Below are 22,431 nucleotides of genomic sequence, written 5' to 3'. Positions count from 1 at the left end.
CGGATAAATCGCGCTCTGTCCGTATTATCGAGCCAATGCTTGTGCTAATAAGGTAATCGGATGCTCGCACTTCTTGCTGGTCGACATTTCTATCTGCCATTTACAGGTTTCGCAGTCGGTAATCACCAAATCAACACCGCTTTCTTCGATTTGTTGGAATAACGATGCCCCAATCCCTTGGGATGTTGCGTAGTTCTCTGATTTAAAACCATATGTTCCGGCAATCCCGCAACATTGAGAGTCCAAGACCACCAGCTCAATACCCGGAATGCGCTGTAATAACGCCAGGGTATAAGCCGTCCAGCCCATTTTTTCCATATGACAAGGTGTGTGATAGGCAATGCGCAGCGGTTTGTTTTGGTTTGAGAGCAACGGTTTTAACGGTAATTCGCGCCCTTGATCCAATAATCGGTAAAGATAACGAGTCGCCAGTTCCACTCTGTCGCGCACCGGTGCGGTATCGACATCCAGCAAGTGTGGATATTCATCGCGCAACGTAAAAGTACAGCTTGATGAGGTGGCGACCACCGGAATATCTCGATCAATCACAGCATCAGTCAGGGACTCCAGATTCACCCGCGCCTGTTTTTTCGCCTGTTCGATAAACCCATTCGCAATCAGCGGTACACCGCAGCATTTCTCACGTTTCAGTAATTGAACACCAATATTCATCGCATTGAAGACACTGACTAAATCTTTGCCTAATTGCGGATGGTTGTAGTTAACAAAGCAACCATGGAAAAACGCCACCTGTTCGGCATATTGCTGCTGTTTCTCAGCTTGCTTGTGATACCAGCGGCGGAATGTGCCAAACGAGTATTTGGGTAACTCGCGTCGATGGTCAATTTTCAGCGCTTTATCCAGCAAGACCCGCACCGGCTTTAAACCCGTGACCGCATTGATGACCGGAGCAAATGGCGTTGATAGCGTCCCCATGATATCGGTGTGACTGAGGATAGCATCGCGCAGCTTGGGCTTATTACTGCTGTAACTGGCTTTCGCGCGCTGGATGATGTCGCCAATTTTGACATCTGACGGGCAGGCCACTTCGCAACGTTTACAGTTAGTACAATACTTCAGTGCGTCATCATATAACGCCGGATCTTTTAGGCGTAGCCGTTCACCATCAGGGCCGGCCTGTTTTGGCCCCGGATAAAGTGGGTTAACTTTCGCCACCGGGCAATAAGTGGTGCATACCGTGCATTTGATACAACTTTCGAAACTCTTATCCCGTGCCAAATGTGTATCCTGAGTGTCTTCGTGCTGTGGTAACCACGTCATAATGTCACCTCCATAGCGCTGACAATCTGCTCTGCTACAAACAAGGCACTGGTGAGAGAAACGCCCGCGCCACAGCCCTGTTGCAGCGGATCGTATCCTCCGAGCACCGCGCCAATAACATGCAGGTTATCCAGCGCAACTCCCCCGCGCAGCGCCCGTAGCCGGTTATCAGTGTTGACGCCAAATTGCAGATAAGGTTGCGGCGCAAACATATTGCTGTTGCTCCAGTCTGCGCGGTTGGGTAGCGATAAAATATCCAGATCCAGTATTGGCTCATAGACATGCTCAAAGGTTGCTACCAGCCCATTACTGAAGAAACTGCCACTCGCCAGCACCATCTGAGCCGCACGCAGTGGAATATCACCATGATTACGGCTATACAGTCCGGTAATTCGGTTCCCCACCAGTTCGGCACGCAATACCGCATCACCCGGCATGACAATGCCGCCTAATTGCTGGAAACGGTGGCGTAGCGCTTGATGTAAGCGCATGCCGAGTAATGACGGCGGCAGTGTCGGCAACAATTGAATCGGTTTACCAACCGCCGCACGTAGTGCGTCCAATGGCGCGGATTCATCCAGCCCGATGCATGCTGGCAGCAAAATCATTTCTGCGGTAGATGACAAACGAGCCAGCTCATCGGCCAGCGGTTGCAAGTTTTCGGGTTGATCTAGTACACGCGCAATATTCACCGCGCGGAATTCGCTAGGGTTATCGCGTAAACGGTCCAGTGCCGGTAAATGAAGATAATCTGCTGTGACTTCAATACCCTGTTCCTGCAAGGCACTGGCGACCATCTGCGGCTGAAAATCGAGGAATCCCTCAATACCAACCACCGCCACTTTTTGCCAAGGTAACGGGCCTTCTAATGGTGCAATCGGAATATCCGCTGGGCTGAGCCATGTGGGTCGACAGTTGCCCATCGGCGTCAGGCGCAGGTGGTTTTTGGCCGCACTGCCAACCAGATTCAGGCCGCAGCGGCTTAGCAGAGACTCGGCTTGTTGCGCCAACTCACCCACCTGACCGGTTTGCCCCATCTTGCTATAAGGGTGCTCCGGCGCTAACTCTGCTAGCGTTTCAAGTGCAGAAAGTGGCTGACTAACCGCCTGCCCATTAGGTAATTTCGCCAAGAGATCCAAAGAGCCAGAAGAGAAATGCAGCGCATTTTGACCGGCGCTGACAATCGCGCAATATTTACCTTGTTCGGCGAGGCGGATACCGCACACCAGCCCAGCTAATCCACCACCGATGATAATCACATCAAATTTCATCTGGTTTCTCCTGAACATTGGCCGTATTCGGGCTGTCATCCAAGCCACAAAGCCCTTGATAAACCCAATGGGTAAACTCGCTTTCCCGCAAGGCGTCACCCCATGCTATCGGGCGCACACCTTTCCAGCGCTCATTCAAAAACTGCCTAAGCTGTTCACGGGATTGCTGCGGCGTGGTCACTTTAAAGCGGCTGAGTAAACCCGCTGCCCGGCAAGCACAAAGCTCACCCTGACAAGTCCCCATGCCAACCCGGGTGCGACGACGTAGATCCAGCAGGTTATTAACCGACAATGATTCAATGGCATAGCGCACTTCACCGGCCGTCACCGCTTCACATTCACACACTAAACTGTTGTCCAGGCGGTTTCCTGCCAATAACTGTGTCGCACGGTCACCATGACGATAAACCGCCGAGCCACGGATACTGGCAGGTAAAGAAATTACTTTGCTGAGCGTTTGCTCGGCTGATTGCTGTGAACCAGGAAGTGGCTCTTGGGCTGTAGTGCAAGCCGCTGTCACGCCCAGCTTTTCACATACTTTATCCGTTGCCCATTCGGCCATCAGCCGGTAGGTCATCAACTTGCCACCGGTGATGGTGATAAAGCCTTCCAGCCCATCGCGGCTGGCGTGATCGAGTAATACAATGCCGCGACTCACATTGCGCCCGGAAGGATCATCATCACTGGCAACCAGTGGTCGAACCCCGGCATAAGCACGCAAAATGCGCGTTTGCGCCAGTTGCGGCGACAGTTTGGAGCCTTCGCGAATTAAGGTATCCACCTCTTGTGCCGTTACGACCATATTGTCTATCTGGTCATATTCAATATGGGTGGAGGTGGTGCCAATCAGTGAAATGGTATCGCCCGGCACCAGAATGTCGGCATCTGCGGGTTTACGGCAGCGGTTGATCACCATGTTGTTGATCCGATGTCCCAGGATCAACAGCGCGCCTTTGGCGGGGAACATGCGAATGCGAAGATCGGCGTATTCAGCAATGTGCTGACCCCAGATCCCCGCCGCATTCACGACGATTTGCGCATGAATATCATATTGGCGCTGATTTTTATGATCGAAAACGCGCACGCCACTTACCCGGTCACTGTGGCGCAATAAGCCGATAACTTCGTGATAAGTCAACACATTGGCTCCGTGCTCACGGGCATCCAACATATTGGCGGCGGTTAAGCGGAAGGGGTCAACAGTGCCATCAGGTACCCGCACGGCCGCAATCAGCGCAGGGTTCGCGGCAGGTTCAAGCCGTAATGCTTGTTTGGGATCAATGGCTTCAGCCTCGATCCCCGCCTCCTGGCAGCGGGCAATAAATTGTTCCTGATAGTCGAGGGAGTCTTCCGGCAAGGTGATAAACAAGCCATCGGTTTGCTCAATACAATGGCGGGCAATACGTTTCAGTATCCGGTTTTCTTCAATACATTCACGCGCGGACTCACCGTCAGTCACAGCATAACGCGCACCACTGTGTAATAAGCCATGATTGCGGCCAGTAGCACCAGTGGCAATGTCGTGCCGCTCCAAGAGCGTACAAGCCAAACCCCGTCGGGCGCAGTCTCGGGCAATCCCGGCACCGGTCGCACCACCACCAATGATGATGACATCCGTTTCTGTGTAAGGAGAACTGTTCGTCATGAAAGACCCCACATTATCAGACAGCCGCCTGGCGGCTAATTATGAATCTATTGAGCCACAGTCTTTATGGTTATTGTTTGATAAGGAACAAAAACGAACGAAAAACGAAAGTAATATGGTGTTTAAAAACCATGATTGTGATCAAAGTCACAGGTAATTTGTCATTACCGGTTTCAAAATGTTAACCAATCGCTCAAAATTGCCGCCGCGTTCATATAACTGTAACAAATGCGCCATTACTCACAGATAAGTTCAGTGAATTTATCTAGCATGGTGCTCGTTATGGAACATAAACGACTGTAGCTTCGCCGTTTAACTACCGGCAGCCCTTAACAAACGGATAGATATCAGGCTATACCGGAGTCAAAAACAACAAAAAGCCATCGGAGGCACTTATGTTGAGTATTTTTAAGCCCGCGCCACATGTGGCACGGCTTCCCGCAGACCAGGTCGACCCCACTTACCGCCGCTTACGCTGGCAAATCTTCATGGGTATATTTTTCGGTTACGCAGCCTACTATCTGGTGCGTAAAAACTTTACTCTGGCCATGCCGTATTTGATCGAACAAGGATTCTCTCGTGGGGATCTGGGTTTCGCACTATCCGGTATTTCTATTGCTTACGGCTTCTCAAAATTCATCATGGGTTCGGTTTCTGACCGGTCTAACCCACGGGTGTTCCTCTCCGCCGGTTTGATTCTCGCCGCTGCCGTGATGCTGTTTATGGGCTTTGTGCCTTGGGCAACATCCAGTATCGCAGTCATGTTCGTGCTATTGTTCTTATGCGGCTGGTTCCAGGGTATGGGGTGGCCGCCATGTGGCCGTACCATGGTGCACTGGTGGTCGAAGAAAGAACGTGGCGGCATTGTTTCTATCTGGAACTGCGCCCATAACGTGGGTGGTGGCTTGCCGCCATTGCTGTTCTTGCTGGGGATGGCATGGTTTAACGACTGGAAAGCCGCGCTCTATATGCCAGCATTCGGTGCCATTTTGGTGGCATTGATTGTCTTTGGTTTGATGCGTGACACCCCACAATCTGTGGGTTTACCTCCGATTGAAGAGTACAAAAACGACTATCCGGATGACTATAGCGAAGAAGCGGAAGAAGAGCTGACGGCGAAGCAAATCTTCATGCAATACATTCTGCCAAACAAGCTGTTATGGTATATCGCGATTGCTAACGTTTTTGTTTATTTGCTGCGTTACGGCATCCTCGACTGGTCACCAACCTACCTGAAAGAAGTAAAACACTTCGCGCTGGATAAATCCTCATGGGCTTATTTCCTGTATGAATACGCTGGTATTCCAGGGACGCTACTGTGTGGTTGGATGTCCGACAAAGTGTTTAAAGGTAACCGTGGTGCTACCGGTGTGTTCTTTATGACTCTGGTGACTATCGCGACCATCATTTACTGGCTAAACCCGGTGGGTAACCCTGGTATCGATATGGCCTGTATGATCACCATCGGCTTCCTGATTTACGGCCCGGTGATGTTAATTGGCTTACATGCCCTTGAATTAGCACCGAAAAAAGCAGCAGGTACCGCAGCAGGCTTCACCGGCTTGTTCGGCTATCTGGGCGGTTCGGTCGCGGCCAGTGCCATCGTCGGTTACACCGTTGACTACTTCGGTTGGGACGGCGGCTTTATGGTCATGATTGGCGGTAGCATCCTGGCGGTTCTGTTATTGATTGTGGTGATGTTCAGCGAGAAAAAACATCACGAAGAACTGGCAAGACAGGCCGAGATGGATAAAAAATAGGATCATAAATTTGTATCCTAATGATTAAGTAGCTTACAGGCTGTGCCGTTATCTATGGATTAATAGCGACACAGCCTTTTTTACCCCTACCCTATATACCCAATAGATTTCAAGTTGCAGGAAGGCGGCAAGCAAGATAATCCCGATGAGCTGACACCAGTCAGTGATTCGGGTTAACGAGCGTAGCCAACACATCTGCGGCTTGAAAGATGACGGGTATAAATGGAGCAATATCAATGAAAACCCATCTGAAGTCACTGGTAGCAAGTATGATTCTGGCATCCTCAGTCGCCGGCATAGCGCATGCGGCAGAACCCGTAGCCAAAGATAAATCAGCCGATAAAGTGGTTATCGCGCACCGCGGTGCCAGCGGCTATTTACCTGAGCACTCACTGCCAGCCAAAGCTATGGCTTATGCACAAGGCGCTGATTATCTTGAACAAGACTTGGTGATGACCAAAGATAATGAGTTGGTGGTGCTGCACGACCATTATCTGGATCGCGTGACCGATGTCGCTGAGCGCTTCCCAGACCGCGCCCGCAAAGATGGTCGCTATTACGCCATTGACTTTACCTTACCGGAAATCAAGTCACTGAAATTTACCGAAGGCTTTGATATTGATAAAGAGGGTAAAAAAGTACAGAGCTATCCGGGCCGCTTCCCGATGGGCAAATCTGACTTCCGTGTGCACACCTTCCAGGAAGAGATTGAATTTGTTCAGGGGCTGAATCATTCGACCGGTAAGAACATCGGTATCTATCCTGAAATCAAAGCGCCGTGGTTCCATAAACAGGAAGGGAAAGACATTTCCACCAAGGTGTTGGAAGTGTTGAAGCAGTATGGTTACACCACTAAATCCGATAAAGTCTATCTGCAATGCTTTGATGCCAATGAATTAAAACGCATCAAGAATGAGCTGGAACCGAAGATGGGTATGGACCTGAAACTGGTTCAACTGGTGGCTTATACTGACTGGAATGAGACTTACGAACAGAAACCTGATGGCAAGTGGGTTAATTACAGCTATGACTGGATGTTCAAACCGGGAGCAATGAAGCAAGTCGCGCAATATGCCGACGGCATCGGCCCTGACTATCATATGCTGGTGGTAGAAACCTCGACGCCAAATAATATCAAGCTGACCAATATGGTGAAAGAAGCACATGCCAACAATATGATGGTTCACCCTTTCACCATCCGTGCTGACAAGTTGCCTAAATACGCCACTGACGTGAACCAACTGTTTGATATTATCTACAATCAGGCCGGGGTTGACGGGGTATTTACCGATTTCCCAGATAAAGGTGTGCAATTCCTGCAAAAACAAGGACAGCACCAGTAAGTGACTTGTCTGAGATAACTTAACATCTGAGATAACTTAAAATAGGAAAGTCAGACTACTGACAAACTCCGACAACCCGATCTTGCAAGGTGAAGGCAGGTAGAAGAGTAAAGCGTCCGCGCCAGGGAAGGCGCGGCTCGAGCCCCCAGGGACGGGTTTACGGCGTCTTTACGATCTGCCTGTTTTCACCGATACGGGCACTTTTTCATTAATCTCAAATGGCGAACTCATCTACAGTTCGCCATTTTTTCACTGCAATCAATTCTTTATTTATCAGTACCTAAGAACATTTTGCGCAAATAATGCGGCACAGCGTCATCGGCATTAGAACCAATCACTTCCAGATTCGGCAACATATCTTTTAGGCGCTGATGAGCATCGCGCATAATGCAGCCCTTGCCCGACATAGAGAGCATTTCCAAATCATTCATACCATCGCCAAACGCGATACATTCTTTCAATGAATAACCAATGATTTTAGCGACTTGCTCAAGTGCGTGGCCCTTGGAAACACCACCGCCCATCACTTCCAGACAGGTTGGGAAAGAGAAGCTGACATTTACCCGATCGCCCCAACGCGCATTGATAGCTTCTTCCAAAATCAATAACTTATCATGATCGTCGCAGGTAAAGTAGACCTTACATACTCCGTCGGTCGGCAGTAAAGCCGGTTCGAACACTTGATATTTGAACACCGACTCGCGGAAGAACTCTTCCTGAGCCGGGCTTTCGCGGTTCATGTACCATTCGTCATTCAAATAGACGTTGGTCAGAATATCTGGATTGTGATGTTCGATATTGTACAAATCACGGGCGATATCCGCATCGAGGTTATGGCTGAAAATCAGCTCCCCGGCCGTGTTGTGCACGCGCGCGCCATTGGAGGTTATCATAAAAGCACTGATCTCCAGATTGTCGCGGATTTGCGCCACATCAATATGGTGGCGGCCGGTCGCAAACACAAAGTGCACATCACGCTGCGTCAGCAACTTAAGTGTCTCTTTGGTATAAGGCGTCAGTATGTGGTCAGGTGATAGCAGGGTGCCATCTAAATCGGAAGCAACAACATGATACATAGCGGTATGTTCTAACCTCTGGTGGTGTCGGGGTTTTGAGAGCCGACTGATGATTGATGTTGCGCAAAAAAGCGCAATATGGCGCTTAGCGCCTCGGCACGCAGCTCGTCCCGCTCGAACAGGATCTCATGGCGTGCACCTTTAATTAACTTAGGCTGCCCCCCTTCGCAAGGGTGCCCCGCCAGAGTCATTGCCTGAGAAAATGCATTGTGGGCCGGGTTATGTACCACCCGGTCCTCACTGGCCTGAAGTAACAGAACCGGTGTGGTAATTTTGTCTGCCTGAGCAATAATTTGCTCCCCCACCAACAGGCTTTCACGGATCCAATGGTAGGTTGGCCCGCCGACGCGGATTTCTGGGGTGTCAGCATATTGGCGCAAATAGCGGCGATAGCGTTCGCGACTGTGAGTCAGCATATTGACCACATAGGGCAATGGCCGCCACTGCCCGGTGCCTATTGCGTAGTAATCCCGCAGCTTTTGATGTTTCTCAGCCCAATCGACAATTCGGTGGGCCAGCCAGCCCGGCATCGGCAAATGGATGCCAAACATGGGTGCGCAGAGCGCTACAGCATTAAATACTGTCGGCTCTCGCGCCAGATAACGGGTCAGAATCGCCCCCCCCATCGAGTGGGCCAACGCAAAACACTGCTGATAATGGCTTCCGGTTATTTCACGCTGCACCAGCTGCGCAAAATCTTCAATGTAATCATCAAATTTGATCACATGCCCGCGGTTACGATCATCAAGTATTCGCCCGGATCGGCCCTGCCCACGATGATCCAACACGATAACATCATAGCCTTGCTGGAATAGATCATAAGCCACTTCGGGATATTTAACGTAACTTTCAATGCGGCCAGGCACCACCACCACCACGCGGGTATGTTGTGGTGAACAAAAACGAACATAGCGAATGGGAATATTATCAACCCCCATAAACTCATCTTCATCCCGCTGCAGCCAAAAGTCTAACAGAGGGCCGTTCACAAAAGCAGCAAATTGCTCTTCGCGGGTCAACCAGTTATTCATATGATTATCAAACGGCATAGCGTGGCTCGATATAGCGTGAGTTATAAATCATGAGCTTATAAATCATGATGTTGTGAATCATGGTTTTATAAAACATAGCTGATTGCAGCCTCTGACCTGAATTGCTCGGTATTCTGTGAGCCATAGCACAACTATTAGCAATAGAGTATTGTGGCATAAATTTACACATTCAGGGAACTTTGCCGATGACCTTAGACTGGTGGTTAACTTATCTGCTGACGACACTTATCCTCAGTTTGTCCCCCGGATCGGGTGCCATTAATACCATGAGCACCGCCATCAGCCACGGTACGCGCGGAGTGATTGCCTCCATTTGCGGATTACAATTAGGGCTGGCCGTGCACATTGTACTGGTTGGTGTCGGCCTGGGCGCACTGATTTCACAATCGTTACTGGCATTTGAACTATTAAAATGGCTCGGCGCGGCTTATTTAATCTGGCTTGGTATTCAACAATGGCGCGCGGCCGGTGCGCTGGATCTGCATGCATTAGCCAACAGTATGCCACGGCGAAAACTGTTTAAACGCGCAGTATTTGTTAATCTGACCAACCCGAAAAGCATTGTTTTCCTGGCCGCATTGTTCCCACAATTTGTTCTGCCGCACCAACCGCAGGTGGCGCAATATCTGATTCTCGGCAGCACCAGTGTGATAGTCGATATTATCGTGATGATTGGTTACGCGACTCTTGCCACACGAATTGCTGGCTGGATTAAATCACCACAGCAAATGAAATTATTGAATCGGATATTTGGCGGTTTATTCATGCTGGTAGGCGCATTATTAGCCACCGCGCGCAAAGTATAAAATGCATTGATATGCCCTGACCGGATAATTCACCGGTTGGGGAACTCGCTAGCGAGACAATATCAGATGGATACCAAAACCGGCGAAGAGTACCCCAGCCAGCCCATCAATCCATTTGGATAGCCGTTGATAACCACGGCGCATCACCGGCAAAGCAAAGACACAGGCCACAATGCTAAACCATACAAAAGTTTCCGCCACAATCAGCACAAACAACCCCCAGCGCGCGCCAGCAGCTACATTATCACCAACAAACAATGAAAATACGCTGCCAAAATAGATAACCGCTTTGGGGTTCGATAAATTAGTTAGAAAGCCACGCAAGAAAGTCCGGCCACGCGCAGGAAGTGCAACTTGCACCTCAGCTTCTGAAGTGTCTCGTTTGGCACGGGCCGATCTCAGCAGTTGCCAACCCATCCAGCACAGGTATAGTCCGCCGCCGACCATAATAATCTGATGCAACCACGCCATTTTCTGCAAGATAAGATTTAGCCCCATCAGAGCAACGCCAGCCCAAACCACAATCCCCAAAGAGATTCCGGTCACTCCCATCATCGCTTCGCGGCGTGAGCGGCTGGCCGCAGTTTGCGAAACAAAAAAGAAATCAGGCCCTGGGCTCATCAGAGCAACCAAGTGCACCAGCGCGACGGTCAGAAATAGCATTAGCATGAGGCGTTTCTCTTAACAAATAAGCGGCGAGTTAATCATCGTTGTTATCTACATGGTCGCGGATCATCGCCATAAACGGTGCGCCAAAGCGCTCCAGCTTACGTTGCCCGACGCCATTGACACTCAACAGTTCACTGGCAGTAATTGGCATCTGCTCCGCCATCTCCAGCAAGGTGGCATCGTTAAACACCACATAAGGCGGAATATTGCCTTCGTCGGCGATAGATTTACGCAATTTGCGCAATTTGGCGAACAACTTGCGATCGTAATTGCCGCCATAGGATTTTTGATTGGCGCTACTACGCACTTTCAAACTCTGAATGCGCGGCACTGCCAGTTGTAGTGGCAATTCAGCACGTAATACCGGGCGGGCAGCCTCGGTCAACTGCAAGGCGGAGAACATGGCAATATTCTGGCTCAGTAATCCGAGGTGAATCAGTTGGCGTAGGACACTGACCCAATGCTCATGACTCTGTTCACGACCAATACCGTACACTGACAGTTTGTCATGACCAAATTCACGAATACGCTGGTTATTGGCCCCGCGCAGCACCTCGACGATATACCCCAAACCAAACCGCTGCCCGACACGATACACACATGACAGCGCTTTTTGCGCATCGGCCAGCCCATCGTAGCGCTTAGGTGGGTCGAGGCAGATATCACAGTTACCGCATGACTGCTGTTTGCCTTCACCAAAATAGTTCAGCAAGACTAATCGGCGGCAGGTTTGCGCTTCAGCAAAAGCCCCCATCGCATTGAGTTTATGCCGCTCAATATCTTGTTGCGCACCAGCCGGTTTCTCTTCCAGACAACGGCGCAACCACGCCATATCAGCGGGGTCATACAGCAACATCGCCTCGGCGGGCAAACCATCACGACCGGCACGGCCCGTTTCCTGATAGTAAGATTCGATAGTGCGCGGAATATCAAAATGCACCACAAAACGAACGTTGGGTTTGTTAATCCCCATCCCGAAAGCCACGGTGGCGACCACCACTTGCAAATCATCGCGCTGAAAAGCTTCCTGCACCTGTGCGCGGCGCTCATTGTCCAGCCCGGCATGGTAAGCCGCCACACTTAAACCACGGCTTTGCAGGCGCGCGGTGGTGTCTTCTACCTTAGCCCGGCTATTGCAGTAAATAATGCCACTTTTGCCACGCTGGTCTTGAACAAAACGCCACAGTTGATCAAGCGGTTTGAACTTCTCAACCAGGGTGTAACGAATATTGGGGCGATCAAAGCTGCTGACCTGAATTAATGGATTATCCAGATTGAGTAACCGCACGATATCGCCGCGCGTGGCTTCATCAGCCGTCGCGGTCAGTGCTATCACCGGTAAATTAGGGAAACGCTGCTTTAACTGACCAAGGGCACGGTATTCCGGGCGGAAATCATGACCCCATTGAGAGATACAGTGTGCTTCATCCACCGCCAACAGCGCAGGACGCCACTGGTGCAGTTGATCAAGAAAGCTCTCCATCACCAGCCGTTCAGGCGCGATATACAGCAGCTTAATCTGACCGCTGCGACAGCCGTCCATCACCGCCAATTGCTGCTCGCGTGTTTGTGATGAGTTTAAGCACCCCGCACCTACGCCATAGGCCAGCAGTTGGTCAACCTGGTCTTTCATCAGGGAAATTAAGGGGGAGACCACCAGCGTTAAGCCATCCGTCACCAGTGCCGGGATCTGATAACACAAGGATTTACCGCCGCCCGTTGGCATCACTACCAGGCAATCTTGCCCTGAAAGGGTGGCGTTGATAATTTCTTGTTGTCCGGGCCGGAATTGCTGGTAGCCGAAAGTATCTCGCAATACCTGCTCTGCCAGTAACTCCCTATTTATCACTGCTGCGGTTGACACACTTTTCCCCAACTATGAGATCTGCACAGGCCGGTTAACCGGCCTGTGTCTGAAACTTTTCTAACGCCGGATGACGTTAAAGGACATCGTTCAACATGATACCCACACCCACCCGTGTTTGCCTAAAGTTATAGTCAATCATTGACTCACCATAGCCACTGAACACTTGGGTATAGAAACGAACATGCTTGGTGATTGGGTAGCTCCAGCCCATTTCAGCACCACCATAACCGGTATTCCAGTTATAACGGCCATCCAGACTGAATACACTTTCACCCAAGGCATAGCCCACTTTCAACCGATAATAACCCATGTATTTATTGATATCCGGGTTGTCATCTTTGCTGTCGCTTTCAGGGATACGATACCAAGGCTTCAGGTCGATTTCCAAGTTGCCGCGTTGAGCCATCAGGCGGGTATAAACGCGATCCCAGCTACGTGAGGTAGGATCAGCTTTACCGTTAGACTGATGATTATAACCAAATTCTACTTCGCGGAATGTCCAACCAGCCAACTCATAATCCGTTGCCCAGGCCAGGAATATCTGCGGTTCATAGTTGGTTTCACGGAAGGGTGAGGACTCATCGCTGTTTGATGCTTGCCACCAGGAACGCTGAGTATAGGATGCACCCAGCAACGAGTTATCACCGGCAATACCGCGCCAGATAGGGAAACCCAAACTCAGTTGGAACTTAACTTCGTCTTTCTTGGCATTCTCAGCCCAATCATAAGAGCTTATCGCATCCTTATTGATGTCGCTGGTATAGGTATAGAGTAAGTAGTTGGTTTCATACGGATAAAGCAAGAAAGGATTATCGTGATCTTGCAACATTGCCGCAATAATACTGCCACGCACCGCTGGCGCGTCATGAATCTTCTCAACCGTTGCTTCTTCTGCCTGCGCCAAAGTCGGCACCAGTAATAAAGCGATTAAAATCTGCCAAAATCTACCCATCATTCCCCCGTCACCTTACGAATTATTTCTATTTGTAATGAAAACAGCTCATTCTACACACAAATGTTATCTGGGATTAGTGTTGTTTATATTTATGATTTAACGACTGGAAAACAACAAAATAGGAGCATAAAATAAACAAACTAATAACATGAGAAATTATCTTTAAGAGAAAACTAATGCCTGTAACACCGTTAACCTTGGAAAGTGCCCGCAACCTCATCGGTGAAATCTTCGTTTATCACATGCCTTTTAATCGCGAATTAGGATTAAAATTAACTCGCTTCGAGCAAGATTTCGCCGAAATTACTTTTGATAATAATGACAAACTGGTCGGTAATATTGCGCAGCGGATTTTACACGGCGGTGTTATTGCTGCGGTGCTGGATGTTGCGGCGGGTCTGGTGTGTGTTGGGAACAGCCTGGTTCGCCATGAACCGCTGATTCAGGAACAACTGCAAATGAAGCTGGCCAAAATGGGAACCATCGACCTGCGTGTCGACTATTTACGCCCTGGCCGCGGCGAGCATTTTATTGCCAGCAGCCGCATTTTGCGCAGTGGCAACAAGGTGTCTGTTGCCAGAGTTGAGCTGCATAATGAAAGCCAAATGCATATCGCCAGCGCGACTGCGACCTATCTGGTTGGCTGATGCGGCCTATTGCGGTGATGAATAATAACGTGAAGTTAAGTACACTCACCGCATCTCCTTTCTTGTTCTGAGCCACACCATGGATAAACAACGAACCCGTCAGGGCATTTTCTTTGCTCTGGCAGCCTATTTTATTTGGGGCATCGCCCCTGCTTATTTCAAGCTCATCCAACAGGTGCCGGCTGATGAAATTTTGACTCATCGGATTATCTGGTCATTTTTCTTTATGCTGATTTTGCTAACTGTTAGCCGTAATTGGCCACAGGTCCGCAGCGCCATTAAAAACCGTAAGCGCCTGCTATTACTGGCGGTGACCGCGGTGTTAATTGCCAGCAACTGGCTATTATTTATTTGGGCGGTCAACCACAACCACATGTTGGAAGCCAGTCTGGGCTACTTTATTAACCCGTTGGTTAACGTGTTATTTGGCATGCTATTTCTCGGCGAGCGTTTTCGCCGCATGCAATGGGTTGCGGTGGCACTGGCGTTCGGTGGTGTGCTCATTCAGCTATGGCAATTTGGCTCGCTGCCGGTGATTGGTTTGGGTCTGGCGATTACCTTTGCGTTATATGGCCTGATTCGCAAAAAACTGGGGATTGATGCCCAAACTGGCATGTTGGTTGAAACAATGTGGCTATTACCGATCGCGGCAGTTTACCTGTTCTTTATTGCCGATAGCCCAACCAGCCACATGGGCGCCAATGCCTGGTCGCTGAATGTGCTATTAGCCGCCGCAGGGGTGATTACCACTATCCCACTGCTGTTCTTCACCGCTGCTGCCACACGTTTACGGCTGTCGACGCTGGGCTTCTTCCAGTATCTGGGGCCAACGCTGATGTTTATTCTGGCGGTCACTTTCTATGGTGAGACTATCGGCAACGATAAGATGGTCACTTTCATCTTTATCTGGGCAGCACTGTTGTTGTTCACACTGGATGCGCTCTATACCCAACGCAAACTGCGCGGCTAACAGTTCAAATGCTAAAACTCATTGAGTTATGAATTGATAACCAAAGAACTTGAAGTTGCAGGTAGGCAGCAAGCGAACTCATCCCGATGAGCTTACATAAGTAAGTGATTCAGGTGCGTGAACGCAGCTAACACCCCTGCAACTTCAGGGGCGAAGGCTTTAGAGCCAGTTTTTGCGTTTGAAATAGAGATATGGTGCCAGGCCAGCGATAATCATTAAACCAATCGCCGCCGGATAACCAAATGACCAACGTAGCTCCGGCATAAACTCAAAGTTCATCCCGTAGCTGGATGCCACCAACGTAGGCGGTAGGAAGACAACCGATACCACCGAGAAGATCTTGATGATACGGTTCTGCTCGATGTTGATAAAACCCATCGCCGCTTGCATCAGGAAGTTAACTTTCTGGAATAAGGATTCATTGTGCGGCAGCAGGGATTCGATATCGCGCAGCACCTCACGAGCTTGTTCCAGTTGGCCACTTGGCAAACGCGCTTTACGCACCAGGAAATTCAGCGCCCGCTGGGTATCCATCAGACATAACCGCACTTTCCAGCCGATATCTTCCTGTTCCGCCAATGTGGAGAGCGCAGCATCATATTCATCGCCCTGCTGGCCCTCCATGATAACGCGGCTCAAGGCTTCTAAATCGCTGTAAATATTCTCGATTTCATCTGCCAACTGTTCGATTTTGGTTTCAAACAAGTCCAGCAGCAACTCATAGGCATTACCATCAACCAGTGTCTGGTTACGCGCGCGCATACGATATAAACGAAATGCCGGTAATTCACGTTCGCGTAGGGTATACAGGCGGCCATCCCGAATAGTAAATGCCACCGTTGAGTTACCCGCGTGGTCTTCAGCATCTTCATAATAGAAGAAGGAGTGGATATGCAGGCCATCCTCATCCTCAAAGAATCGTGCGGAAGCCTCGATGTCGTCCAATTCTGGCCGGGTCGCCAGGCTTTGCCCTAACTCATTCTGGACGCGTTCCCGCTCCCCCTCTTCTGGCTCGACTAAATCGACCCAAAGTGAGGTTGTCAGGTCATCTGATTCATCCAGCTCCAAACGGGATAAGCGATTATTACTTAATTTAAATGCGCTCAGCATGTGCCAAAACTCCCTTGCGGTGATGGATAGGGAAAACGCATTGAAGCACAGAAACAGGTGAGTATTGAAATACCGTTTGTTTCAGACCGTTAGGAGATCTGACTCACAGCGACGGTTTAGCGGGGCCGCTGACAACCACGAAGGCTATCAGCAAATAAGAGGATAGCCTTAGAAGTTGCACCATATGAACAGGTTATTGAGCCAGTATCTACTGGGTGTGTCCAAGGCGAATGTCCTCATCAAGAATAGTGCGCGCATGTTACGCCGAGAAGAAAAAGTCTGTCAACCGGTTAAAAGATGTTAATTGATGAGCACAAATTTCAGTTCTTGCCGATAATCTCACCAATAGCAAAAGCAGGTAAGAACACACCGGGTTAATAGCGGTAAAAAGTAAAAAACCGAAGCCAGCTTCGACTTCGGTTTTGTGTATCCTGAATGTTTATTAAGCCGATGACTCAGCAAAATTTACAAACAGGCTTTCCCTTGGTATTGGCAAGAATAATCAACGCTTTATATTTTTAAACTGCTTAGTCGTGTCCGTCAGCGCAATTTCTGTCGGCAGCCTTTCCATTGAGCTGGCACCGTAGAAACCATCACATTGCGGGCAATTATCCATGATGTATTGCGCATCTTGCGGGGTAGAAATCGGCCCGCCGTGACACAACACAATCACATCTTCACGTACTGCTTTTGCGGCAGCGGCCCATTCATTAATCAGAGGAACGCAATCTGCCAGCTTCAATGCCGTGTCAGCGCCAATATTACCACCGGTGGTCAGCCCCATATGAGGGACAATAATATCAGCCCCCGCTTGGGTCATAGCGACAGCATCTTCGGCACTGAAAACATAAGGTGTGGTGAGTAAATCTTTCTCGTGGGCAAGACGGATCATGTCCACTTCCAAACCATAACCCATGCCAGTCTCTTCAAGGTTGGCACGGAAGTTCCCGTCGATTAACCCGACAGTTGGGAAGTTCTGCACGCCAGAAAAGCCCAATGCTTTCAGTTGGTCCAGGAACTGGTCGAACTGACAGAATGGATCCGTGCCATTCACCCCCGCCAGCACCGGTGTATTCTTGACCACTGGCAGCACTTCTTTTGCCATATCGACCACAATTTCATTGGCATTGCCGTAGGCCAACAGACCAGCCAGCGAACCACGACCGGCCATGCGATAGCGGCCTGAGTTATAGATGACGATTAAATCAATACCACCGGCCTCTTCACATTTGGCCGATAGCCCCGTACCCGCACCGCCACCGATAATCGGTTCACGGCGCGCAATCATTTCCCGAAATTTAGCCAATATGGCCTGGCGTTGAAATTTTGGCATATGTTTCTCCAGATATTTTATGGCCCTAAACCCGTCATACTTCGAACTGCATGTGCGTTGGCTGCCTTCGCTCACCCCAGTCACTTACTCGTGTAAGCTTCTGGGGATTTACTCAGTTGCCGCCTTCCTGCAACTTGAATTATTTAGGGTGTAATGGGATGGGCTCTTTGCTATTTCTTTAAATTTTTCAACCGCTGCCTGGGCAAACTGTGGATCATTAATATTGAACGGATAATGCACCAGACGGCGTTTGTCAGTTTGAATCACGGTTTCTTGCAGCGTATGGATAAAGGCTTGCAGTGCTTTTTCGTCCCAGAAAGGCTGGCCCGGAGCATCCAGCGCTGAGAAGCCACCCTCTGGAATCAAGAAACGCACTTCCCCCTCACAACGATTGAGCTTCTCGCCAATCCAGCGCGCCATCTCAATATTCTCTTGCTCGGTGGTGCGCATCAGTGTGACTTGCGCATTGTGCTCATAGAATAAGCGGTCAGCGTATTTCGTCGGAATAGTAGCCGGGCTGCCGAAATTGACCATATCTAATGCGCCACAAGAACCGACATAAGGGATTTGGCTGTGAGCAATGGCATCGAACCTTTCTGGCCCACAGGCTAAAACACCATCAAATAATAGATCGCAGACTTCGGTGGTGGTCAGATCCAGCGCCCCTGCCAGTAAGCCACTTTCCGCTAATTTTTCCATGGCCTTGCCGCCACTGCCGGTCGCGTGGAACACCAGGCAATCATATTCTGCCGATAACGCAGCACTAACAGCCTGAATACACGGGGTTGTCACACCAAACATGGTCAAACCCAGCGCAGGTTTGTCAGCGGTGGCTAACTCTTCTTTGGCAAATGCTTCTTTGGCAAAATAAACCGCACCGGCAATTTGATGGGCCGCATTGCTCAGTACGCGGCGGGAAATACGATTCAGCCCGGCAATATCCGTGACCGAATACATCATGGCAATATCACTGGCGCCGATGTAACCGGAAACATCACCAGAAGCCATTGTTGATACCATCAGTTTAGGAATGCCGATGGGTAAGCTTTGCATGGCGGGTGTAATTAGCGCCGTACCACCGGAGCCTCCCAAACCTAACAGTGCAGCCACATCATCACGGCTGGCAATAAAACGTTCAAAAGCCACCGCCATCGCACTTATCGCCCGCCCCCTGTCACCACAGAAGACGGCCTGACGCCCATCAGGATGATGGCTTGCCACCATTTCAGCCGTGATATCAGCGCCACCTGCTCGCTGAGCCTCTTTAGTCGACAAATCAACCGTAACTGTCTTCAGGCCGGTTGCTTTAATCAATTCACTGACATAGGCCAGCTCGTCGCCTTTGGTATCTGTCGTAGTCGCGATAAAAATATGACGGGGCATCTGAACATCCTTCTGTGAGTGCGGAATGTCACAAAAAATGAAGCGCGTTGGTTAAGATAGAATCATATTGAGACTGCCGTATCATTATCGCAAAGTGCATTTTCCAAATGTGAGACTGCAGTCTCAAAAATAATCTGAATGTGAAGGGCATTCATGGCGATTTGTGCCAACGGTTTGTTATAGTGGGCGCAAATACGATCTCAAGCCTATGGAGTGACCGTGAGCCATCAAGATAAACCAGAGCACGCCTCTCCATCACTAACCACTATCAGGGCCAGAACCCGGCGGTTACTTATCGATACCGCGATGTCGATGTATGAACAAGGTGCGTTTCCATCAATAACTGAAGTGGCAAATGCTGCCCAGCTTTCCCGTGCAACGGCTTACCGCTATTTCCCGACGCAAAGTGCCTTGGTTTCTGCCATGGTCGATGAGAGCCTCGGGCCGATATTGGCGTGGCAACCGACTCAACCTGATGCCCGTCAGCGGATTGCTGAATTATTGTCTTTTGCTTATCCGCGGATGTTGCAACATGAAGGTGTGCTGCGGGCCGCGTTGCATTTATCGTTACAACAATGGGCCGACAACCGCAGTAATCCAAACAATGAAGAGAAGCTGGTTCGTGGTAACCGTAAACGGTTGTTAAAGCTGGCAGTTGAGCCATTGGAAGGAAAGTTACCGCCAGAAGCACTGCAACGCGTGATTTATGCCTTTTCGTTAATTTATGGGTCAGAAGTGTTTATGGTGCTGAAAGATATTTGGCATTTGGATGACGCCGGAATTCAGGATGTTACCCAGTGGATGGGCAAAGCCATTCTGCTACAAGCGGAAACCGATGCAAGGCAGGCGGCTCAGGATGAGAGCCGCATGAGTCAGTGATTCGGGTGAGTGAATGCCGCTAACACCGCTGCGGCGTCAAGGCCGCAGGGTTTACCCAAAGTCATTGGCGTTGCAGCAAGGCAGCAAATGAACGCATCCCGATGAGCTGACATGAGTCAGTGATTCGGGTGAGTGAATGCCGCTAACACCGCTGCGGCGTCAAGGCCGCAGGGTAAATTTAGACGGCTTCCAGCCGTGCGTAAGCCGCCACCAACCACTTAATCCCTTCACCGGGGAAAGCTACTTGCAATCGACTGTGCTCACCGCTGCCTTCCAAATTGACGATAGTGCCTTCACCAAACTTAGGATGTCGCACCCGCTGGCCCAGTGAGAAGCCGCTGTCATTTTCGTTCATTGGAGTCCCCATTCTACGGTGGTTTACCGGGCGGGAGACTGTCGCGCGTAGCCGCACTTCTTCGACACACTCTTGCGGTAATTCGCCGATAAAACGTGATGGTCGATGATTTACTTCTTTGCCGTACAAGCGGCGGCTCTCGGCATAACAGAGGGTCAGTTTCTGCATCGCGCGCGTGACCCCAACATAGGCCAGCCGCCGTTCTTCTTCCAGACGCCCACCTTCATCCAGTGACATCTGACTTGGGAACATGCCCTCTTCCATACCCACGATAAATACCTGCGGGAACTCCAGCCCTTTTGCTGAATGGAGAGTCATCAATTGTACTGCATCCTGATAGGCATCGGCCTGCCCCTCACCGGCTTCCAGCGCCGCATGAGAAAGAAATGCCTGTAGTGGCATCAGATCCTGATCTTCATCCTGATAGCTGTATTGGCGGGTCGCGTTGACCAGTTCTTCAAGGTTTTCAACACGCGCCTGACCTTTTTCGCCCTTTTCCTGCTCATACATCGACCACAAACCAGAATCGCGAATCACTCGATCAGTTTGGACATGCAGCGGCATATCAGCGGTTTCATGCGCCAGTGAATCCACCAGTTCGACAAAACGTTGCAGCGCAGAAGCCGCTCGGCCTGCCAGCACTTTTTCCTGCAACATGGCACGGGTTGACTGCCACAAGGTTAACTGACGGTCACGCGCGGTTTGGCGAATCACATCTAATGTGCGATCACCAATCCCACGAGTCGGCGTATTCACCACCCGCTCAAAAGCGGCATCATCGTTACGATTGGAAATCAGGCGCAAATAAGCCAGTGCGTCTTTGATTTCCTGACGTTCGAAGAAGCGCTGACCACCATAAATACGGTACGGCATCGCCGTTTGTAACAAAGCTTCTTCCAAAACACGCGATTGGGCGTTACTACGATACAAGATGGCACAATCATTCAGCGCACCGCCGTTGTCTTGCCAGGCTTTGATACGATTTACCACAAACCGGGCTTCATCCAACTCATTAAAGGCACAATAGAGTGAGATAGGCTCGCCTTGCGCCCCATCAGTCCACAAGTTCTTACCCATGCGCCCGTCATTATTAGCAATCAGGGTGTTTGCCGCCGTCAGAATATTGCTGGTCGAACGATAATTCTGCTCCAATCGGATAGTTTCAGCGCCGGGAAAATCTTTCAGGAAACGCTGGATATTCTCCACCTGCGCCCCGCGCCAGCCATAAATTGACTGGTCATCATCGCCGACAATCATCACATTGGAACGATCCCCCGCCAGCAGGCGAATCCAGGCATATTGAATGTTGTTGGTATCCTGGAACTCATCCACCAGAATGTTGGTAAAGCGCTCGCGATAGTGATTCAGAATGTGGGGCTTATTCAGCCACAGCTCATGCGCGCGCAATAATAGCTCGGCAAAATCCACCAGGCCCGCGCGGTCACAGGCTTCCTGATAGGCCTGATAGATGCGCAACCAAGTGGCTTCAACCGGGTTACCGTAGCTCTCAATATGCTGCGGACGTAGACCTTCGTCTTTTTTGCCGTTGATGTACCACATTGCCTGACGCGGCGGCCATTGTTTTTCATCTAAATTCAAGGCCTTAACCAAGCGCTTTAATAACCGCAACTGGTCGTCACTGTCGAGGATTTGGAAATCTTGCGGCAGATTGGCATCCATATGGTGAGCGCGCAGCAACCGGTGCGCCAAACCGTGGAAAGTGCCAATCCACATGCCGCCCTGACTGGTGCCAATCAAATGCTCAATACGGTGGCGCATTTCGGCCGCCGCTTTATTGGTAAAGGTCACCGCGATAATCGAATACGGGGAGGCATTTTCTACCGACAACAGCCAGGCAATACGATGAACCAGTACCCGTGTTTTGCCACTGCCCGCACCGGCCAGTACCAACAGGTTGCAGCGTGGTGCAGCCACGGCTTCACGTTGTTTTTCATTCAGGCTGTCGAGCAGATCAGAAACGTCCATAGGCACCGTTTATCGGGTAAGGGAAAATAGCTAAATCGCCAGC

19 protein-coding genes are annotated in these 22,431 nt (G+C 50.1%); 7 read left to right on the top strand and 12 right to left on the bottom strand.

Annotated features, from left to right (window positions below; all coding sequences use genetic code 11):
* Nucleotides 1-24: 24 nt before the first annotated feature.
* From glpC to glpA, 3 genes are read right to left on the bottom strand one after another with little or no spacing between them, the layout of a single operon-like run.
* The gene (gene glpC, locus HU019_RS02610) at nt 25-1,281 is read right to left on the bottom strand and encodes an anaerobic glycerol-3-phosphate dehydrogenase subunit GlpC (RefSeq protein ID WP_050076855.1); all 1,257 of its coding nucleotides are present in this window, start codon (nt 1,279-1,281) and stop codon (nt 25-27) included.
* Entirely contained in the window at nt 1,278-2,552 is a 1,275-nt protein-coding gene (glpB, locus tag HU019_RS02605) for a glycerol-3-phosphate dehydrogenase subunit GlpB (RefSeq protein WP_174848139.1), read from the bottom strand. The genes glpC and glpB overlap by 4 nt, the downstream gene beginning before the upstream one ends.
* Nucleotides 2,542-4,197, bottom strand: a complete 1,656-nt coding sequence (gene glpA, locus HU019_RS02600) for an anaerobic glycerol-3-phosphate dehydrogenase subunit A (RefSeq protein WP_174848138.1) — start codon at nt 4,195-4,197, stop codon at nt 2,542-2,544. The genes glpB and glpA overlap by 11 nt, the downstream gene beginning before the upstream one ends.
* Between glpA and HU019_RS02595 the strand changes: the two genes are divergently transcribed.
* The 3 genes from HU019_RS02595 (at nt 4,196) to glpQ (ending at nt 7,300) form a co-directional block, all read left to right on the top strand.
* The gene (locus HU019_RS02595; RefSeq protein WP_174848137.1) at nt 4,196-4,354 is read left to right on the top strand and encodes a hypothetical protein; all 159 of its coding nucleotides are present in this window, start codon (nt 4,196-4,198) and stop codon (nt 4,352-4,354) included. The two genes, glpA and HU019_RS02595, sit on opposite strands and share 2 nt — an antisense overlap.
* A 238-nt stretch (nt 4,355-4,592) precedes the next feature.
* The gene (gene glpT, locus HU019_RS02590; protein WP_174848136.1) at nt 4,593-5,957 is read left to right on the top strand and encodes a glycerol-3-phosphate transporter; all 1,365 of its coding nucleotides are present in this window, start codon (nt 4,593-4,595) and stop codon (nt 5,955-5,957) included.
* A gap of 236 nt (nt 5,958-6,193) precedes the next feature.
* The gene (glpQ, locus tag HU019_RS02585) at nt 6,194-7,300 is read left to right on the top strand and encodes a glycerophosphodiester phosphodiesterase (RefSeq protein WP_174848135.1); all 1,107 of its coding nucleotides are present in this window, start codon (nt 6,194-6,196) and stop codon (nt 7,298-7,300) included.
* Between the two features lie 266 nt (nt 7,301-7,566).
* Here glpQ and yigL read toward each other — a convergent pair whose 3' ends face one another.
* Nucleotides 7,567-8,376 carry a sugar/pyridoxal phosphate phosphatase YigL gene (gene yigL, locus HU019_RS02580; RefSeq protein WP_019084340.1) on the bottom strand — a complete coding sequence of 270 codons (810 nt, stop codon included), beginning with the start codon at nt 8,374-8,376 and terminating at the stop codon, nt 7,567-7,569.
* Nucleotides 8,377-8,387: 11 nt separating this feature from the next.
* The gene (pldB, locus tag HU019_RS02575; RefSeq protein WP_174848134.1) at nt 8,388-9,425 is read right to left on the bottom strand and encodes a lysophospholipase L2; all 1,038 of its coding nucleotides are present in this window, start codon (nt 9,423-9,425) and stop codon (nt 8,388-8,390) included.
* 188 nt (nt 9,426-9,613) lie between these two features.
* On the opposite strand from pldB, the gene rhtB reads away from it, so the two are divergent.
* A complete protein-coding gene (gene rhtB, locus HU019_RS02570) occupies nt 9,614-10,234 on the top strand; it encodes a homoserine/homoserine lactone efflux protein (protein ID WP_019080185.1) in 621 nt (206 codons plus the stop codon).
* 48 nt (nt 10,235-10,282) lie between these two features.
* Here rhtB and rhtC read toward each other — a convergent pair whose 3' ends face one another.
* The 3 genes from rhtC to pldA all read right to left on the bottom strand — a co-directional run bounded on the left by rhtC (nt 10,283) and on the right by pldA (nt 13,722).
* Complete coding sequence (rhtC, locus tag HU019_RS02565; RefSeq protein ID WP_174848133.1) at nt 10,283-10,903, bottom strand: threonine export protein RhtC; 621 nt, start codon at nt 10,901-10,903, stop codon at nt 10,283-10,285.
* Between the two features lie 31 nt (nt 10,904-10,934).
* Complete coding sequence (gene recQ / locus HU019_RS02560; protein ID WP_174848132.1) at nt 10,935-12,767, bottom strand: ATP-dependent DNA helicase RecQ; 1,833 nt, start codon at nt 12,765-12,767, stop codon at nt 10,935-10,937.
* Nucleotides 12,768-12,843: 76 nt separating this feature from the next.
* Nucleotides 12,844-13,722: a phospholipase A gene (gene pldA, locus HU019_RS02555; protein ID WP_174848186.1), complete on the bottom strand. Its 879-nt coding sequence runs from the start codon at nt 13,720-13,722 to the stop codon at nt 12,844-12,846.
* A gap of 179 nt (nt 13,723-13,901) precedes the next feature.
* Between pldA and HU019_RS02550 the strand changes: the two genes are divergently transcribed.
* Both HU019_RS02550 and rarD read left to right on the top strand, forming a co-directional pair.
* The gene (locus tag HU019_RS02550) at nt 13,902-14,372 is read left to right on the top strand and encodes a thioesterase family protein (protein ID WP_050076846.1); all 471 of its coding nucleotides are present in this window, start codon (nt 13,902-13,904) and stop codon (nt 14,370-14,372) included.
* Between the two features lie 79 nt (nt 14,373-14,451).
* Nucleotides 14,452-15,342: an EamA family transporter RarD gene (gene rarD, locus HU019_RS02545; protein ID WP_174848131.1), complete on the top strand. Its 891-nt coding sequence runs from the start codon at nt 14,452-14,454 to the stop codon at nt 15,340-15,342.
* Nucleotides 15,343-15,501: 159 nt separating this feature from the next.
* On the opposite strand, the gene corA is transcribed toward rarD, so the two are convergent.
* The 3 genes from corA to HU019_RS02530 form a co-directional block, all read right to left on the bottom strand.
* Nucleotides 15,502-16,452, bottom strand: a complete 951-nt coding sequence (gene corA, locus HU019_RS02540; RefSeq protein ID WP_005166238.1) for a magnesium/cobalt transporter CorA — start codon at nt 16,450-16,452, stop codon at nt 15,502-15,504.
* Nucleotides 16,453-16,954: 502 nt separating this feature from the next.
* Complete coding sequence (locus HU019_RS02535) at nt 16,955-17,785, bottom strand: phosphoenolpyruvate hydrolase family protein (protein WP_174848130.1); 831 nt, start codon at nt 17,783-17,785, stop codon at nt 16,955-16,957.
* Between the two features lie 108 nt (nt 17,786-17,893).
* A complete protein-coding gene (locus tag HU019_RS02530; RefSeq protein WP_174848129.1) occupies nt 17,894-19,168 on the bottom strand; it encodes a Tm-1-like ATP-binding domain-containing protein in 1,275 nt (424 codons plus the stop codon).
* A gap of 219 nt (nt 19,169-19,387) precedes the next feature.
* Between HU019_RS02530 and HU019_RS02525 the strand changes: the two genes are divergently transcribed.
* Entirely contained in the window at nt 19,388-20,047 is a 660-nt protein-coding gene (locus tag HU019_RS02525; RefSeq protein WP_174848128.1) for a TetR/AcrR family transcriptional regulator, read from the top strand.
* Between the two features lie 178 nt (nt 20,048-20,225).
* On the opposite strand, the gene uvrD is transcribed toward HU019_RS02525, so the two are convergent.
* On the bottom strand, nt 20,226-22,388 hold the full coding sequence (gene uvrD / locus HU019_RS02520) for a DNA helicase II (RefSeq protein WP_005166120.1): 2,163 nt from the start codon (nt 22,386-22,388) through the stop codon (nt 20,226-20,228).
* Between the last annotated feature and the right edge of the window lie 43 nt (nt 22,389-22,431).

It is taken from the genome of Yersinia artesiana (assembly GCF_902726545.1).
Taxonomy (GTDB): Bacteria; Pseudomonadota; Gammaproteobacteria; order Enterobacterales; family Enterobacteriaceae; genus Yersinia; species Yersinia artesiana.
Note: the sequence above shows the minus strand (reverse complement) of the source record. Positions and strands in the feature narration are given on the sequence as shown.